Below are 17,962 nucleotides of genomic sequence, written 5' to 3' on the forward strand. Positions count from 1 at the left end.
TTTACATATCAAAATTCATCTCAAAATTCATCAAAATAATTGGGTCGCGTCACCCCACCTTTTAAGGCGAAATATTTTTGGAGGGTTGCTCAAAATTCCCGTTACAAAAATAACTTCTGACTTCTTACTTTTGACTTTTGACTTAGTTAACGCTTGGAACCTTAAACAGTCAAATGTACTATTGATCTACAGCAGCAGTTTCTTCTGAATTTTGCTCGTTACTACCATTTTCATTATTGTTAGATGAAAACTTAGACGAATATCGCTTAGAAAAAAAACCTGTACCTTTTTTCTTACGAAACTTACGTGCGTAAGCCAGATTACGTTGTGCTTTCTCTTTTTTTGGATTACGGCGTTTAGCCATTATTACCTCACTAATTGACATACTCCCTGCTTTGTCCTTGAACAACAAAGCGGGATTCCTAAACCTCGCAATTTAGGTTTCTGCTTCTATGCACCTGCCTCCAAGGCTAAACCTTTTTTTGGTCTTACAGTCGCTCCACAGACTGAAACTGCTAGCCCAGCAGCCTCACTAATTATAACACACCGTTGGGAAAACCAATTAATCTTAAGGTTTTCCCGTGCCTCCTTTTATTTTCCCTTTTCAAATAGGGGCTATAGGGGATGAAGGGGGCGGGTCTTCAACCAACATTGAGATCAAGAACAAAGGTGCTTATTTTTAGACAGTTTTTTTATTATAGCAAAGACTTGAATATTTGCCTACTAAAAATAAATCTAAAAAGTCAGCAATAAATATTTTATCTGGAATTACTAATATATCAAAGTATATAGGAATTTTATCTGAATTATGAGATATTGGCAATACAGAAGAAAGAAAAAACTGTATCTATATGAATATGAGAACCACTATCTTCTAGACTTTTAGGGAATAGTAAAATTCTCACATCTGATTCGAGATCGCTACATAATCAAAATCATCAAAGTTCACGATAAATATTGAAGCTATCCCACTATTTTTAACAAGTTGATTTGTTTAAGTAAAATGTGTTTGAAAAGCTTGATTTTTCGTTTTTAACTATCAACATATTTAGAGTTTTTAGCAAAAGTATTATTAGTGGGATAGGTTCTTATATAAAACTTCAATTAGATGGTAATGGGAATTATTGAACATCTCCTATAGAAAAAGATGTAAGAGTTTAATATTTTTTGCCCTTTTTCCCGATGTTTATTACTTCTGACTTATGACTTCTTCCTTGCTGATACTATTTGTAACAAAAACTTATCAAGTTGGTATTACACATTATTGAAAATTGCTATAGCGTTTCTCAAGTTACTGAGGTACAGTTGTTTTTCTACTCCCTACTTCCTACTCCCTAAAAAAAAGGAATTTTGTACTTCACGCTTCTTGGGAACTACTATAGTAAAGACAAATCAAATAAATCAGAAAAAAAAATGCCAAATAATCCCTATGATTGGATAGATAAATCCCTATCAATAATACATAAAGCTAACTGGTATCGTTCAGTCAAAACCATCGACAGTCTTCCCGGTGCAATCATAAAATTAGAAGGAAAAAAACTCATCAATTTTGCCAGTAATGATTATTTAGGATTAGCAGGAGATCGACGTTTAATTGAGACAGCTATTCAAGCAACAAAAGAATTTGGTACGGGTAGTACTGGTTCTCGTTTATTAACAGGTCATCGAAAAATACATCAGGAATTAGAACTTGAAATAGCAAAATTAAAACAAACAGAAACAGCCTTAGTTTTTAGTTCAGGATATTTAGCAAATATAGGCGTAATCTCTTCAGTAGTAAGTCAGCGTGACCTGATTTTATCAGATAAATATAATCATTCTAGTCTAAAAAATGGAGCTATCCTTAGTGGGGCAGAAATTCTTGAATATAGCCACAATAATATTGAAGAATTAACAAATAAACTAGAACAATATCGAGAAAAATATCGTCGCAGTTTAATAATTACAGATAGTGTTTTTAGTATGGATGGCGATTTATGTAAACTACCATTATTATTAGATTTAGCAGAAAAATATAACAGTATGTTATTAGTAGATGAAGCTCATGCTACAGGAGTATTTGGAATGAATGGAGGAGGTTGTGTCGAATATTTTAACTGTACAGGAAAAGAATTAATTCAAATTGGTACTCTCAGCAAAGCATTAGGAAGTTTAGGAGGCTATGTTGCTGGGTCAAAAAAATTAATTGAATTTCTCAGAAATAGAGTACCAAGTTGGATATATACCACAGGTTTAACTCCTGCAGATACTGCTGCTGCTTTAACAGCTATAAAAATTATCAAAAAAGAACCAGAACGTCGTCTCAAATTATGGCAAAATCTAGATGATTTAATGAATTTATTACAAACAGAAAATCAACAGTTAGGTGCAGAGAAAAAAAACTTGAATTATCAATCGCCAATTATCTGCATTCCTCTCAAAAATGCAGCTGAAGCATTAAAAATAGGAGAAAAATTAAAACAAGCAGGAATATTTGCTCCGGCCATTCGCCCCCCTACTGTTAATACCAGCCGGATTCGCATTTCATTAATGGCCACCCATGAAACAAATCATATTCAGCAATTAGTAGCAGCATTATTGAATTTAACAAATGGAAAAACTGCTAAGAATCTTTCTTTCTAAGCTCAAAAGAGAACTTGAAGTAGAGATTTTTCTTTCCAGCAGTTATAAATTATTAATCTAATACCGATGAATATTTGCTAAATATTTGAGAGTAAAGAAAGCCGTAGGTTTAGAGAGGTATTAGGAAGCGATAAAAATCTTGTAGTGTCGTGTCAAGCTGAAAATGGTGTATTAAATTTTTGAGTATAATTCTTGCTCTGACTAAGGTTTGGAGAATTTTCCTAAAACACTATTTCAAGCTTGACGCGCTAGTAGTCACATCTAAACTATCCTGTAATTTACGCATTTTTGAATTATTACTACATAAATGTAGTGTAGCACTATAGTTTTAACTACACTAATGTCGCACTTTGACCTAAGTTCTATAGAACCCATTTGGTATCTTTGTCAGCGACCTGCGTTTTTTTACGAGGAGTCAGGAGGACTGAGTCAGGAGATGGAGGGAAGGAATATAGGAAAAAGCTTGAAAAATACTCCCCATCTCCCTATTTTTCTACCTCCCCATCTCTTTTTAAATAGACCTCAAATTGGTTCTATACAATAATAAAATTATTCGACTGAAATGGTATAATAACTAACCCTAAATTTTATGAAATTAGTCCAAGGTCAGAAAGCGCCATTGCCTCTACAGCTCATCCAATGCTTCAACAACCCCCTAAAATATCTCAATCAAAACCAGAGAAAGTATGGTAGTATATGCATCTTACTATTTTCTGTAGAATTAAGCTCTACAGTTTTCATTGGTGAACCGAAAATTATTTAATTTCTCTTCTCTAACTTTGCTTCTTTCAACCTGTGATGAAACTAGGGTAGATAGACAGATGATGAAACGAATAAGGGAAAATGTATTTCCCGCTGTCCCCTGCAATATTAATTATTAATAGTTGAACTCTCCTAAAATCTATATATTCGCTACTCCTAACTCCTACTCAAAAAACTTAATATTGAAAAACATACCAAATTAATTCTAATAGAATCAGAAATTCAGATAATCTCTCTGTGTAATCTACTAGACTGACACACCTAACATATTACTTTATAAAAATCAATCCTCAAATCAAATCTTAATCTAACAAGAATTAAATTGAAAAAGCTAATGTGCTATTGCTGCATCAATCTACTACCTACTCTACACTAAAAATTATCTCCATCACTCAGAAAATCCGTAATTTTTTCTACTACAATATCTGGCATTTGTTCGGGTAAATTATCACCGCCAGAATTAATTAAATGAAGTTTCGCCATCGGCAATAAATCCGCATAAAATTTACTCATAGATAAAGCAATATTCGTATCTTTATAACCTTGTAAAATCAACGTTTTTACTTTCAAAAAAGCCAATTCTTCTGTCAATAACTCAGCTTGAATTTCTGTCCACCTACGTCGAAATAAAATTTTAGTTCCGGTTGAAGAAAGTAATAATTTTTGTCGAAATTGTAGAATATTCTTAATTTTTGTGTGAGCGCCTAATAACCTAACAAAAGGATATATTAATTGTAAAACCCAACACAAAAAAGAAGGTTTTTGAATTAAGCATCTAAATAACCGCCAACGTGCTTTAACAGCAGCAAGGTTAATTCCTTCAGGAGATATTAATATCACGCCCAATAATTGTTCAGAATATTTGAGAGCATAACTAGCAGCTATCCAACCTCCTAAAGAGTGGGCAACTAAATATACTTTCTCCAATTTCAAAGTAGCTATATATTCAGCCAAAGATTCTACTATTTGACTGATAGAGTAATGAGTAAAAGAAAATTCTGACTCACCAAACCCTGGTAAATCTGGTGCAAAACAATGGTAATGTAGACTCAACCGCTCCATCACTGGTAACCACTGACTACTGTTATACCAAGACCCATGTAGAAAAACTACATTATTTGAATTACCACCAATTTCACGCCAAAACAATAGTCCACCAGACAACTTGATACGAGAATTACGCCATAAAAAGTGCATAACTATGGAATTATAAAATTTAACAGATATCTCGCCCAAATTTATATATTCAAGTGAAAATACCTTCAAATAATCCTTTTTTAATGTGAGATTATAGAATCACGAAATTAAGCTAAAATTGTCAAACCAGTAAAATAATCCTTTAATTGTAGGTCGTAGTCGTAGCTAAGATTATCCGGCAAAGATGTAACTTCAAAAGCTTGAACATTACTAATTTCCAAAGTATCTTGAACATTCATATTTCCCCGAACATCAGCCTCAACCAAAATATTAATAGAATGTACTCTAGGGTCTCGATCTGGTGCAGAATATACTCCCACTAATCTACGAATTTTAACTAACTCTAATCCTGTTTCTTCAAATAATTCCCTTTTCACAGTAGTTGTAACATCTTCACCCCATTCCACCATACCTCCTGGTAGAGCATATTTATTATTGTCACGGCGACGAACTAAAACTATCCGGCCATCAGGCAAAATGGGGACTACACTAACACCTGTCAGAGGATGGCGGAAAATTAAGCCAAGTACAGTTTGTCCAACTTGCCATAATTGACGTATGGACTGAGGAATCAAAACTAAAATAGAAAGCACTTTCAATAATTATTTTTGTAGTTTTTTTTGATTTAGGAGCAAATAAAAAGTTAATTTACAAGCTGATATTGCAGATTTTTTTACCTAATAAAGTAAAATTTTTTGCAATTTTTACTAAACACCTTAACTAGCTATCAGCATTTTCCGTACCGAAACGCTTTTTAACTAGGAATGCAGGATCAAGTATTAAGAATAAAAAAATTATTATTACAATTCCTAATTAATATTTCTTGAAAACTATTCTCTCGCTTCCTAACTAAAAGCTTAGTAAAATATAGGACATATTGTAATATCCTATTAAGTAATTTGCACTTAAATCAATTTCTCAGAGACTGTTTGTCAACAAAAGATTAAGTAGGGTGTGTGACGGCACGCTTACCATTTCTGGAATAATGGTCGGTTTTACACTTCACGCACCGCGTGCTGTGGGATGGTACATTATGTGACACTAACGCACCCTACATGATTTAATATTCATTTTACAAACACTCTCTCAATTCCCATCAAAGGAAAATATTAATAAATGCTTAACGGTCTGCTCTTAGTGCCATTAATAGGTGCCGCTATCATTGGTTTTTGGCCAAGCACTTTCTCGCCAAAATTAGCCAGGCAAATCGCTCTAGTTGTGGCCATAATTAGTTTCGTATGGTCTTTAGTACTACTGACTGAATTTAACCCACAAGATCCAAATCTACAATTTGTAGTTTTAGTGCCCTGGATAGACTCCCTGGGATTAAATTACTCCCTTGGCATAGATGGTTTATCTATGCCATTAGTAGTATTAAATGGCCTGTTAACTGCTATTGCTATTTACGCCACAGACAAGTCAATCAAAAGACCCCGTTTTTATTACTCCCTAATATTGTTGCTAGCAGTCAGCGTATTTGGAGCTTTTCTTGCTCAAGACCTACTACTATTTTTTATCTTCTATGAACTAGAGCTAATTCCTCTATACCTATTAATAGCAATTTGGGGAGGACCAAAACGGGGTTACGCATCCACAAAATTTCTGATTTACACAGCAATTTCAGGAATTTTAGTCCTAGCTGGGTTCCTAGGAGTAGCGTGGTTAAGTGGCTCATCTAATTTCGCTTACGACCAAGTAGTTGCCCATACCCTACCTTTAGGAACTCAACTATTATTATTAGGAGCAATAGTCATCGGGTTTGGCATTAAAATTCCTCTAGTTCCCTTCCATACATGGCTACCCGATGCTCACGTTGAAGCTTCCACACCTATCTCCGTACTTTTAGCAGGAGTGCTGTTGAAACTAGGGACTTACGGTTTACTGAGATTTGGATTAAATATGTTCTCAGAAGCTTGGGTATATATTTCTCCATGGTTAGCAATATGGGCAGTAGTCAGCGTACTTTATGGTTCATTTAATGCGATTGTCCAAAAAGACATGAAAAAAATGGTAGCCTATAGTTCCGTTGGTCACATGGGTTATATTCTATTAGCAAGTGCCGCAGCAACTCCCCTCAGTATTTTGGGAACAGTATTTCAAATGATTAGCCATGGTCTAATTTCAGCCCTACTATTTTTATTAGTGGGAGTAGTTTACAAAAAAGCTGGCACTCGCGATATAGATATATTGCGTGGTTTGTTAAACCCAGAACAAGGTTTACCATTGATTGGTAGTTTGATGATTTTAGGAGTAATGGCAAGTGCTGGTATTCCAGGAATGGTTGGATTTATTTCCGAATTTTTAGTGTTTAGAGGCAGTTTCAGCGTGTTTACAGTTCCCACTCTTCTTTGTATGATCGGAACAGGGTTAACATCAGCCTATTTTTTGCTGTTAGCGAACCGAGTATTTTTTGGTAGGTTATCTGAAACAGTTGTGAATTTGTCTCCTGTAGAATGGTCAGATAGAATACCAGCCATTATCTTGATAATTTTGATAGTTATTCTGGGAATACAACCAAATTGGATGTTGCGTTGGACTGAAACTGAAGCAAATACAATGAGCGCAGGTCAACCTATGTTGTCACAGGTAGTTAAAAAGTCAGCGATCAATCCCTTGCCTCTACTCGTTAACTATTCTGGATAAGAAGAATTTGGAGAAGAATTCAGAATAGAGAATTATTTGTCTTTTTCAGTTATATCATGTCCGGATAATAGCACGATAAAAAAAAATTTCTTTCTTATTCCCTACTGACTATTCTCTCATTTTTTATAACTATTCAACCGGACATAATATTATTAGGTTGTTCATAATTCAAACTAGATAATTCAATTTTTGTAAAATGGAATGGGGATATAAATAACATGAAATATCAATATCTCTTCAGACCAATCCTTAAAAATAATACTATATTTATAAAACACTTCAGTTATTAAGTAATAAGCAAGGTTAAGCAATATTTTTAGCAATTGTAAGTATGAAGTAAAGAACTATTATTTCTTATATCCCTGCTCTTAATAAAATGTAGCAAAAACGCGAGATATTTAGTATTAGCAACTCTAGCAAATCAAAAAAATTAAACTTAGGAAAAACAATTATGACAAACACCATTTTAAAATGTAAGAATCATCCACTTTCAGTCTATATTAATCGTTTAAAATCTGGTCAAGCTCTACTAAAAGATACACCAGAAAACGTCTTAGAAGTTGTCGGAATTTTGAAAAGTTATGGGATTGTATTAGATGCCTATTCCAAGAATCTAATTTATATTGCCGAACATCAATTTTTAGAATTATTTCCCTTTTTTAAATACTTCAACGGCAAAATTTCATTAGGTAAATTACTTAAGTTTTGGTGGCACGACCGGATTAATTATGAATATGCAGAATATTGTATGAGAGGAATGTTATGGCATGGAGGTGGAGGTCTCGATAAATATTTAGATTCACCAGAATTTCAACAACTAGCAAAAGCAGTAATAGATGCCAAAATCACAGGAAACTTGATGTTAATGCCACTCAATCAATTATTTCCAGAATTTTTACCAGACATGGTACGTCAACAAGCTTATTACAGTGCTTTAGGTCAATTTTGGCGGGTAATGAGCGACATATTTATGACCTTATCTGATAAGTATGACCAGGGGAAAATAACATCTATTCCTCAAGTAGTAGATCATATTTTATCAGGATTAGTCGCAGCAGCAAATTTACCAATTACCTATGCTGTAAATGTAAAAAGTAAACATTATGAAATAATTCCTGAATCAGTAGGTTTAACATTTTTAACCGATACAGCAGTTCCCTATGTAGAAGCAATTTTCTTCCGAGGCACGCCATTTTTAGGAACAGTTTCATACAATGCTCAAGCTCAACAAATAGACCACGAACAAAGTCGATTTACTTATGGTGCTTTATATGCAGATCCATTACCTATTGGAGGAGCAGGAATTCCACCCACATTACTAATGCAAGATATGCGACATTTTTTACCAGATTATCTTCTAGAAGTTTATCAAAAAACTAACCGAGGTACAGATAATTTACGAGTCAAAATTTGTCAGACTTTTCAAAAGTCAATGTTTTGTGTCACAACAGCAGCACTTTTAGGATTAGCACCTCATCCTTTAGATACAGAAAATCCAGAAGAACAAGCAGCAAATCAAGCCTATTTAGAAGCGTGGATGGATCGATTTTTAACATCACAAATACAAGAAGTTAATAGTTAGCTATCGCCTATACTTTTACTCTGATTTTTATGATTAATTGTTCATTGTTTGAGATGGAAAAACAATGAACAAACTTTACTTTATGGCTTTAGTAATTAATATCAATATTAAATACTAAAATGCTGGCTATATCTCCCCTCTTGTGAAGTGGGTTCATCAGATTGTGTGGATATTATATTAGGAGTCACCATTAGACATCTCCGATAATTCAACTGAAACCCCTGTAAAAAGGTCGTTAAATCTTAATTTCCGCAGAGGTCTATTACTGTTAGGATATATCAAAAGCTTAAAACTCAGACAACGCAATATTTTTCCTTTTTCCTTCTTCCTTCTGCTACATTATACCAAGTAAAATTGAATAATATTAACAATAAACTGGAGTGATTTTTAGATTGGATTTACCTCTATCTTTGATATCTAGATTAAGTATCATTTTTTTTCATATTTAAATGCTCAACTACTCCGCTTTTCAATACAAAAAAATATAAATAGGGCTTGCTGATTAAATATAAAAGCATTGACATATAAAGACAAGTGCCTTTTTGGGAACGAAAAAAGTGCGCCTGTTTCAGTCTAAAACGCTCAAAAAGTTAGTATTTTAGGCGCATAGTTGGGCAGAAAAATCATTCTTACAATTCTTACTCCTACTTCCTCGCTCATTCCCATTTATCCTGTCTCCTACTCCTACTAAAATACTTTTTCAGCAAACCCTAAATAATATCAATAGCAAAGAAAATACGGTTAAACAGATTTTTTTTTTAAAGTGCTATATTTTGCTTATAAATTTTTATAAAAAATCCTGATGAATAAAAAAAGACCTCAATCTATATTATCTACGATTCGCCGTAAAATTGTTAATCAAATATCTAGGTTATTGAGATTACCTACCATTGATAATTTAGAGGATCAACTGCATGATAAAACTGAACAACTAGAGCAAATATATGCACAACGAAAGACAATATACCGAGTTATCAGCAAGATAAGAGCATCCCTCGACCTAGAAACAATCTTTCGGACAACCACAAAAGAAACTTGTAGACTTTTAAGTGTCGAACGGGTCTCAGTATATCGTTTTAATGAAGACTGGGGGGGTGAATTTGTTGGTGACTTTGAATTTGCTGAAGTTGGTTGGGATGAACTTGAGTTTACATACAAAAACACTGTCTGGAATGATTGTTATCTTCAAGAGTATCAAGGTGGTCGGTATCGCAATAACGAAACACTCGTAGTAAAAGATATTTATCAAGCAGGATTGTCGCAATGTCATATTGAAATATTAGAACAATTTCACATCCGCTCCTATGCAACTGCTCCCATTTTTATTAAACAAAAACTATGGGGTATTCTAGCTGCCTATCAGCATTCCAGACCCCGTGAGTGGGAAACTACAGCAGTAAATTTTTTGGCTCAAATTGCTGTTCAACTAGGCTTTGCAGTGCAGCAAGCAGAACAACTAGCTGAAGTCGAACAAAAAGCCAAAGATTTACAAGCAGCTAGCCAACAACAAATGATTTTATTCAACTTAATTTCAGAAATTCGTGAATCTCTCGACCTCCATACCTTATTTAAAACTACTGCCAAAGAAGTCAGAAAAGCTCTAGAGAGCGATCGCGTAGGCATATTCCGCTTCTACCCAGAAAGTAACTACTGCTATGGAGAATTTGTTTCTGAAAGCGTTTTACCCATTTATGATTCGGCCCTTTCGATTAAAGTGAATGATGATTGTTTTGGCGAACAGTATGCCATCCATTATCAACAGGGGCGTATGCAAGTGCTGACAGATATTTACAATGCTGGTTTAAAAGACTGTCATATTGAAATCTTAGAGCAATTTCAGATTAAAGCACAAATTATTATGCCTTTAATCATGGGTTCAAAACTTTGGGGACTGCTTTGTATTCATCAATGTGAAAAAAGCCGTGAATGGACTTCCACTGAAATTAGATTCGTCAAACAATTAGCAACTCAGTTTAGCGTCGCTTTAGAACATTCCCATCTACTTGCTCAAACTCGCTCACAAGCAGATGAGTTAGGTAAAACCCTAGATGCACTTCAAGAAGCAAATCTCAAGTTAGAACGTCTGGCTCGACTGGATGGTTTAACTAAAATTTCTAACCGTCGTTACTTCGATGAATTTTTAGACCAAGAATGGCGACGAATGGCAAGAGAAAAGCAATTTTTATCTCTAATTATGTTTGATGTGGATTATTTCAAACTATACAATGATGTTTACGGTCATCAACAAGGAGACAAATGCTTGATTAAAATAGCTCATGCAGTTCAAGGGGTTTTGAAACGTCCGGCAGACTTGTTCGCTCGTTATGGGGGGGAAGAGTTTGCTGTGATTTTGTCAAATACTGACCAAAGTGGGGCTTGTGAAGTAGCAGCACAGATTCAATCAGCGATTAAGGCTTTAGGTATTCCTCATCCTAGTGGGAAAGAACAAATAGTTACTATCAGTCTTGGTGTTACGACTCAGATCCCTTCATTGGCTCAAACACTCCATACATTTATAGGCCAAGCTGATCAAGCTTTATATGAAGCTAAACAACAGGGACGAGATTGCTGGATACATTTTAGTATGATTTCTGCTTCTCGAGATACAAAGGACTTTTAAGATGACTGCAAATTTTCAAACTATGATGCGATCGCACAAATATATCTCAATAATTTACTCCAGAGGCGTTGGTGGATTATTGTATGATATTAACCTTAATTACTTAGGAGTCAGGAGGACCGAGTCAGGATTCAGGAGAAAGAAATGTACTTTTCGGTCAATTAAGTAAAGACAATATCTAATCTTGCCATTCAAAGAATTACTCTTATATTTACCTAAATTACTGATTTCATACCTCCAATCACCAACGTCACTCTAGAAAATTGCTCTTCAGATTGAATACATCATTTAAGGAACTATATCTATAATTTTAGACAGAATTAACCTGACCTTAAGATTAATAGGTCTACTTAATTTACCGTTCTTAGAAACCTACAACTATCTGTAAAAATCTATAATTTTCCCAATAGCAGTCGTCATTACTGTATTGTACTTATGAAATAGCTCAAACAAGGAAATATCAATCATTAAACCTCTTGCTTCTGCTATATGAAAGAAAATCGCTATAATACCCGCAACTATCGACAAGGAATAAAAAATATTGTCCAAATTAATAAATTTATTTGGAATAACTGACAACTATGTAGTATGTAGGAAGTTGTATGATACTATGTTCCTCTAGTTATGCTGAGAGTAGTTATTGAAGTGTGAACTCGGTGTATGAGTAAATTTTACAGCTTAATAATTATTCTATTCACCAAAAATTATCAGGGGTATATCAATACATCATCTATATTTAGAGGGGTTCATAAAGTATTAAACTTGATATGAAAAATATATATCCAGGAAATCGTGTGATATTTCTCAAAAGTACCCAGATGGGAAAAAATCTAATGGTACGCTATCTACTTCCAAGTATACTCAGTGTTTTTGTACTTGGAAGTCCTACTGAAGCTGCTACCCTAGAATCTTGGCAGTTTCAAGCAAATCAGAATCGACTATCTTTTACTACTGAAGGAGGTGTTCAGCCAAAAGCACAATTAATAACTAACCCAACTCGCTTAGTTATAGATTTGCCTGGCACAACTTTAGGTGGTATAAGAACTTCTCAAGTTGTCGGTGGGGCAATAAAAGCAGTTAGAGTAGGACAATTTAATTCTCAAACAGCTAGGATTGTAGTAGAATTAAATAATGGGTATACTCTTGACCCAAAACAGGTGCAATTTAGGGGCATATCTCCTAGCGAATGGACTGTGCAAATACCCACACCTCAAAAGATTGCCTCTACTTCAGATATTAACCTTAAACCCCAGTCTCCATCCCCACCACCTCAAAGTTCTCAGTCTCCATCCCCACCACCTCAAAGTTCCCAGTCTCCATCCCCACCACCTCAAAGTCCTCAGTCTCCACCCCCACTATCTCAAAATTCGCCTTTAGCTCCTCGCAGAATAGAGAGACCGAGTAATCAAAATATACTAAGACCAAGAAACCCTGCTCCTGTTAATCAAGTTGCTACCACTGGTACGCCAACTCTTGTAGAAGATGTCCAAGTAAAGCAAGATGGAGTAGTTCTAAAAACGAGCGGTAAACTACCAGAAATTGAACTCAAGCAGAGTGTTGACCGTACCTGGATGACCATTGATATTCTGAATGCTACTCTCACAGCAAAAGATGTCAAGTCAAATCAAAGATTTAACGAATCTGGATTAACAATTACTCAACTTACTCAGCTTTCAATAACACCTGCAGTAGTTCGTTTGACAGTGAGTCTTCCAGATACCAAAACTCAATGGCAAGCTCGTGCTTATGCAGGTGGAGTAGCAATATGGCCTCAAGGAGAAACACCACCAACAATTAATCAAGGTACTGGTTTTGCAGTTGTTAAGTCAGTAGAATTGAAAAATGGTACTGACTTAGTAATTACAGGGGATCGACCTCTGAACTATACCAGTGGTTGGGATTCTGAAGAGGATGCTTATGGAATTACTATATATGGTGCTCAGGTTGATGACCGATTAAAGTTACCTGGCCGAAGGGTGGGCAGTCCTTTAATTTGGGCAAAGATACGTCAAGAAGATCCAGAAACAGTAACAATTCTGGTTAAGCCTGCTACTAATGTTAAAATTGCCGAGGTAACTCAGCTTACTCCACAAAAGTTATCTTTACCCATGGGTTGGGGTAATATTGGCACTACTCCTCCTGGTTGGCGACCCGATCCTAGACAACAATCTTCTAATTCCAGGCCTTCAATCTTATCACGGGGAAACAGTTCATTACCACCAAATTCACCTCCTCAGAATAGATTACCTCAGAATTCTCAAGGAAATTTACGTCCGAGACGCTGGCCTTTCCCCTGGCCTCGTCGCAACGACCGCCGTTCTAATACTACTAATAATGGTAATCGTCGTTTTCCTTTGCCGAATCGATTACCCCAGCGTGATGGACGGTTAATGATAGTTATAGATCCTGGGCACGGAGGACCTACAGATTTAGGTGGAGTGGGTTTTGGTCTGCGAGAGAAGGATATTGTCTTGCCCATGTCATTGGAGGTAGCTCAAATCCTGGAGCAGAATAATATACAAGTAGTGATGACTCGTAAGACAGACCGGGATTTAGATTTACCACCACGGGCAGAATTGGCCAATAGGGTCGGTGCGGATCTGTTTGTGAGTATTCATGCTAATGCTATTAGTATGAGGCGTCCTGATGTTAATGGTTTAGAGACTTTTTATTATCAAAGTGGCCAGGCTTTAGCACAGTATATTCAGAATAGTATGTTGGAAAGTTTCCCCACAATGAATAATCGTGGTGTGAAGCGGGCTCGTTTTTATGTGCTAAGAAAGACTAAGATGCCTGCTGTATTGGTAGAGGTGGGTTTTGTCACTGGTAATTATGATTCTAGGATTCTTGCGGACCCTGTTCAACGTAGTCGTATGGCACAGGCGATCGCTCGTGGGATACTTAGATATGTTCAAGCTTATTCTCGTTAAGAGTAATGAGGTGTTAGGTGTTAGGTTTTAGCTGGTAGGTGTTGGGAAAAATACTAAGGTAAGGTATAGCAGTACGCGCTGGTATATTGATAAATTGCAGAAATAGCTAATTGCCAAAAGCTTTATCTCGTAAGCTTTTTCCATCTCTACTTCCTACTTCCTACTCCCTACTCCTAATAATGTAGCGCTATAGTTGTCAAATCAAGCATTAACGCAGGAGCTATGGTATTACTGATTCTCCAGTTATACAGAATTCAATTTTGACTTGTGAATATCACGTCCGTTTAATTAGGACTTGCTGATTAAATATAAAACCATTGACATATAAAGGTTTTAGCTTTTTTAGGTCAAAAAAAGTGCCTGGTTTTCAGTTGAGTTCGCTCAAAAAGTTAGCTTGAAGAAGGAGACAGGAGACAGGAGACAGGAGACAGGAGGAAAATTATATGGGGATTCTCACCCCAAGTAATTTTGAACACCGTGTAGACGGTGGGGTATTAAACCCACAAAGAAAATGATAAAAGGCAGGGGGGATAGCAGAAGAATCACTCTGATAATTGTTCCGACTATCTTTTCTATAATTCCTCGTTTCTCCTAACTACTCTCTACTCCCCTACTCCCCCGCTCCCCTACTCCTTAAAAAGACTTTTTGAGCAAACCCTAATTAGCGATAGAACTCTGTTCCGCGCTCCGCGTTAACTAACCTGCTTTGTGCGCCAGCAAACAAAAACTTTCTTCTTCTTTTCTTTCTTCTTTCCTCCTAACTCCTGACTCCTTTCTTAACTATTAGCTATGACCCAAGTTTGTAAAATATTTTCAACCTCTGGGGATACAGCAGTAAAATGTATATAAAATCCACTTTTATCTTCTTTTCCACCTGTTACCTTGGCATAAATATAATCCATTTTTTCTTTTTGAAGATTTCCAGTTAATAAATGAATCTCTAGGTTACTCATTGAATCTACCAAATAATCAGATTTTACTTCAGCACAATTAGCAGATACTTTGACAAAACTGCCGGAGATTAATTTTTCGCTAACTTCCTTTCCATCAACAACTGCAAACTGAATAGGAACTGCTTCTGATCAAGCCACACATTTTTCTGATGTTAGGGGTAAAAATAAATTATATTTTCCGGCGATACCTCCTACTTGATAAATAGTTATAGCTTCAGCAAAGCCTTTGATTTTTACTGATTTTTGCTCAACTATTTTAACAATAGAACTCACTGCTTCGAGAGTATTTTCCGAAATTAGAATTTGACCTCCTAATGTATAAGATTCAATCCGAGAAGCTAAATTAATATTACTACCAACAACTCCATATTTAGACCTCTTATTACCACCAATATTACCAACTACTACTTCTCCAGTATTAATCCCAATTCCCATCTGAATTTCTGGTAAATTTAATTCTTTTAATTTAGCATTCACATCATATATTTCCATCTGCATTGCCACTGCACAAGCAACAGCTCTTTCTGCATCATCTTCTTTCTGAGTAGGAGCACCAAAAATAACTAAAATAGCATCACCAATAAACTCATCAATAGTACCACCATATTCATTAATTATTTCCGTCATTCTTGCTAGATAAATATTCAACATAGCAAAAATCATTTCTGGTTCTGACCTTTCAGATATAGCCGAAAATCCTCTAATATCAGATATCAAAATCGTCACTTTTCGTCGTTGACAATCTAAATTTAATCCATCAGGATTTTCTAATAAGTTGGCTACTATTTCATCAGTCAAATAACGACTAAACACCTCACGAATATATCCAGCAGTTTTAGCAACAAAAGCTGTAATGGCGATCGCCGATAACCAAATAGCTAATAATGGTGGTATTATGGGAATCCATAAACCCCATAAAAACCCATAATAACTAATACAAATTAATCCAGCATTAGCAGCAAATAAAGCAATAATAGATTCACCAGAAAATCGAGAAAAACCTCCAGAATATCGCCATTTCCAACTAACACTTGTCCCTAATGCTGACCAGGAAAAAATCCATAGCCATTCTAAATATTCCGGCCATATTTTAATAAGATTAATTTCACCAAGAGCAGAACTAATAATCATACTAGTAATATTGGCATGAATTTCTACCCCGGACATTTTTTCAGGAATTCCAATAATTTTGCTACTGTAAGGTGTGAGAAATAAATCATTTTTACTCTCTGCTACTGAGCCAATTAAAATAATCCGGTCGCGTACTAATTCAGGAGAAATTTGATTATTTAAAACATCACTTACTGAAAGCTGTTGAAATGTATTTTCTGGGTTGCGATAATTAAGAATAGCTTGATACCCTTCAGCATTAGTTTTTATATAAGCACCATGATTTTTTTCAAAAGGAATAAATATAGCTTCTCCCAACTGTAAATATTCAGAATTAACTACCGCAGGTTTAGGCAAAATATTGATTTTTTTAAGATAAATTTTTGCTAGTTTTAATCCTAAACTTGGTACTATTTTACCTTCTTTATCTGTCAAATATAAAAAGAATCTTCTAATCTTACTATCCGCATCCATAGGCACATCATTGGCTGCAACTTGATTCAATTTATCTAAAATTGGTGAGGGGTTAATGGGAGAATCATTTTGATTACCAACTACCTTTTTAATACCAATTAAATTTGGTGTAGATTCAAATACTTTTACTAATTTTTCATATCCTGGTTCTTCTGGTAAATCTCGATATATATCTAAACCAATTGCTGCTGGCTGATATTTTTTCAAGTTTTCTATTAATTTAGCAAGTAGTTCATCTGATAAAATTGTCATCCCCAACGTTTGTATATCTGACTCAGTCAATCCCACAATCAAAAATCTTTGATCGGCAGGTTTTTGGGGACGTAATCTAATTAATTGATCGAATGCTGCTAACTCAAATATTTGCAAACTACCTGTGCAATTTATCCCGATTAATAAGACAGTAATACTAGGGACTGTAAAGAATACAGCGCGCCATTTCCAAGCAAGATTTTTAATTATTTTTTTCCACATAAAAAATCTTTTTTTTTGATTACTTTATTATGGGCTTTGAAAGCTTTTTTTTGAAGCTATATAATATATAGCAATCCTATTTCTATTATTAAGTAATTAGGGCTTGCTGATTAATTCTAAAAGTATTTACAGATAAAGGTTTTAGCGTTTTAGCGTTGAAAAAAGTACCAACTTTTTGGTGGAAAAAGCTCATGCATGCTGGTATTTTAGGATGATTATGGCAGAAAAATTGAGAGACAATTCTTGCTCCTACCTCCTGGCTCATTCCCATTTCTCCTGTCTCCTGTCTCCTGTCTCCTGTCTCCTACAAAGAGCAAAAAGACTTTATTCAGCAGACCCTAATTAGTACTTATCTATCAGTCATCAGTTTTTTTGTATTTACCGAATAATATGATGTCCGTTGGTATAGTTTGTGTAAAAGTTAGTGTAAATATCTACAGGAAATTTAAGTTTTTTTCTTGCTCTGAAGTCTTCTTCCCTCTTCCTTCTCTCCTAGATAACTAAAGCCTTCTTCCTGATCCTTACCTGAGAATAGTGATGCTACCGGAATTGATATAATTAAGGTTTAAATCCTCTTTTTTACAGAAGAAATAAG

Annotated in this window: 12 protein-coding genes; 7 read left to right on the forward strand and 5 right to left on the reverse strand. The window is 35.1% G+C overall.

The window, feature by feature from the left end; all coding sequences use genetic code 11:
- Positions 1-178: 178 nt before the first annotated feature.
- Positions 179-364, reverse strand: coding sequence for a hypothetical protein (locus F6K18_RS15165; RefSeq protein WP_124146119.1), 186 nt, complete (start codon positions 362-364; stop codon positions 179-181).
- A 1,049-nt stretch (positions 365-1,413) separates the two neighbouring features.
- Here F6K18_RS15165 and bioF point away from each other — a divergent pair.
- Together bioF and F6K18_RS15175 are read left to right on the forward strand one after the other, a co-directional pair.
- Entirely contained in the window at positions 1,414-2,622 is a 1,209-nt protein-coding gene (gene bioF / locus F6K18_RS15170) for an 8-amino-7-oxononanoate synthase (RefSeq protein ID WP_287521942.1), read from the forward strand.
- Between the two features lie 589 nt (positions 2,623-3,211).
- The gene (locus tag F6K18_RS15175) at positions 3,212-3,385 is read left to right on the forward strand and encodes a hypothetical protein (RefSeq protein WP_287521943.1); all 174 of its coding nucleotides are present in this window, start codon (positions 3,212-3,214) and stop codon (positions 3,383-3,385) included.
- Between the two features lie 371 nt (positions 3,386-3,756).
- Here F6K18_RS15175 and F6K18_RS15180 read toward each other — a convergent pair whose 3' ends face one another.
- Both F6K18_RS15180 and F6K18_RS15185 read right to left on the reverse strand, forming a co-directional pair.
- Positions 3,757-4,620 (reverse strand): alpha/beta hydrolase, encoded by an 864-nt coding sequence (locus F6K18_RS15180; protein WP_287521944.1) that lies wholly within the window; start codon positions 4,618-4,620, stop codon positions 3,757-3,759.
- Between the two features lie 68 nt (positions 4,621-4,688).
- Positions 4,689-5,141 carry an NUDIX hydrolase gene (locus tag F6K18_RS15185; protein WP_287522012.1) on the reverse strand — a complete coding sequence of 151 codons (453 nt, stop codon included), beginning with the start codon at positions 5,139-5,141 and terminating at the stop codon, positions 4,689-4,691.
- Positions 5,142-5,697: 556 nt separating this feature from the next.
- Between F6K18_RS15185 and F6K18_RS15190 the strand changes: the two genes are divergently transcribed.
- From F6K18_RS15190 to F6K18_RS15210, 5 genes are all read left to right on the forward strand, one after another.
- Complete coding sequence (locus F6K18_RS15190) at positions 5,698-7,224, forward strand: NADH-quinone oxidoreductase subunit M (protein ID WP_287521945.1); 1,527 nt, start codon at positions 5,698-5,700, stop codon at positions 7,222-7,224.
- Positions 7,225-7,675: 451 nt separating this feature from the next.
- Complete coding sequence (locus F6K18_RS15195) at positions 7,676-8,806, forward strand: CO2 hydration protein (RefSeq protein ID WP_287521946.1); 1,131 nt, start codon at positions 7,676-7,678, stop codon at positions 8,804-8,806.
- Positions 8,807-9,608: 802 nt separating this feature from the next.
- Entirely contained in the window at positions 9,609-11,426 is a 1,818-nt protein-coding gene (locus F6K18_RS15200; RefSeq protein ID WP_287521947.1) for a diguanylate cyclase domain-containing protein, read from the forward strand.
- 1 nt (position 11,427) lies between these two features.
- Entirely contained in the window at positions 11,428-11,595 is a 168-nt protein-coding gene (locus F6K18_RS15205) for a hypothetical protein (protein WP_205127666.1), read from the forward strand.
- Positions 11,596-12,193: 598 nt separating this feature from the next.
- Entirely contained in the window at positions 12,194-14,356 is a 2,163-nt protein-coding gene (locus F6K18_RS15210; RefSeq protein ID WP_287521948.1) for an N-acetylmuramoyl-L-alanine amidase, read from the forward strand.
- Between the two features lie 776 nt (positions 14,357-15,132).
- Here F6K18_RS15210 and F6K18_RS15215 read toward each other — a convergent pair.
- On the reverse strand, positions 15,133-15,309 hold the full coding sequence (locus F6K18_RS15215; protein ID WP_287521949.1) for a hypothetical protein: 177 nt from the start codon (positions 15,307-15,309) through the stop codon (positions 15,133-15,135).
- A gap of 129 nt (positions 15,310-15,438) precedes the next feature.
- Entirely contained in the window at positions 15,439-17,367 is a 1,929-nt protein-coding gene (locus tag F6K18_RS15220) for an adenylate/guanylate cyclase domain-containing protein (protein WP_287521950.1), read from the reverse strand.
- Positions 17,368-17,962: the final 595 nt, after the last annotated feature.

Source organism: Okeania sp. SIO2C2, from assembly GCF_010692625.1.
GTDB lineage: Bacteria > Cyanobacteriota > Cyanobacteriia > Cyanobacteriales > Microcoleaceae > Okeania > Okeania hirsuta.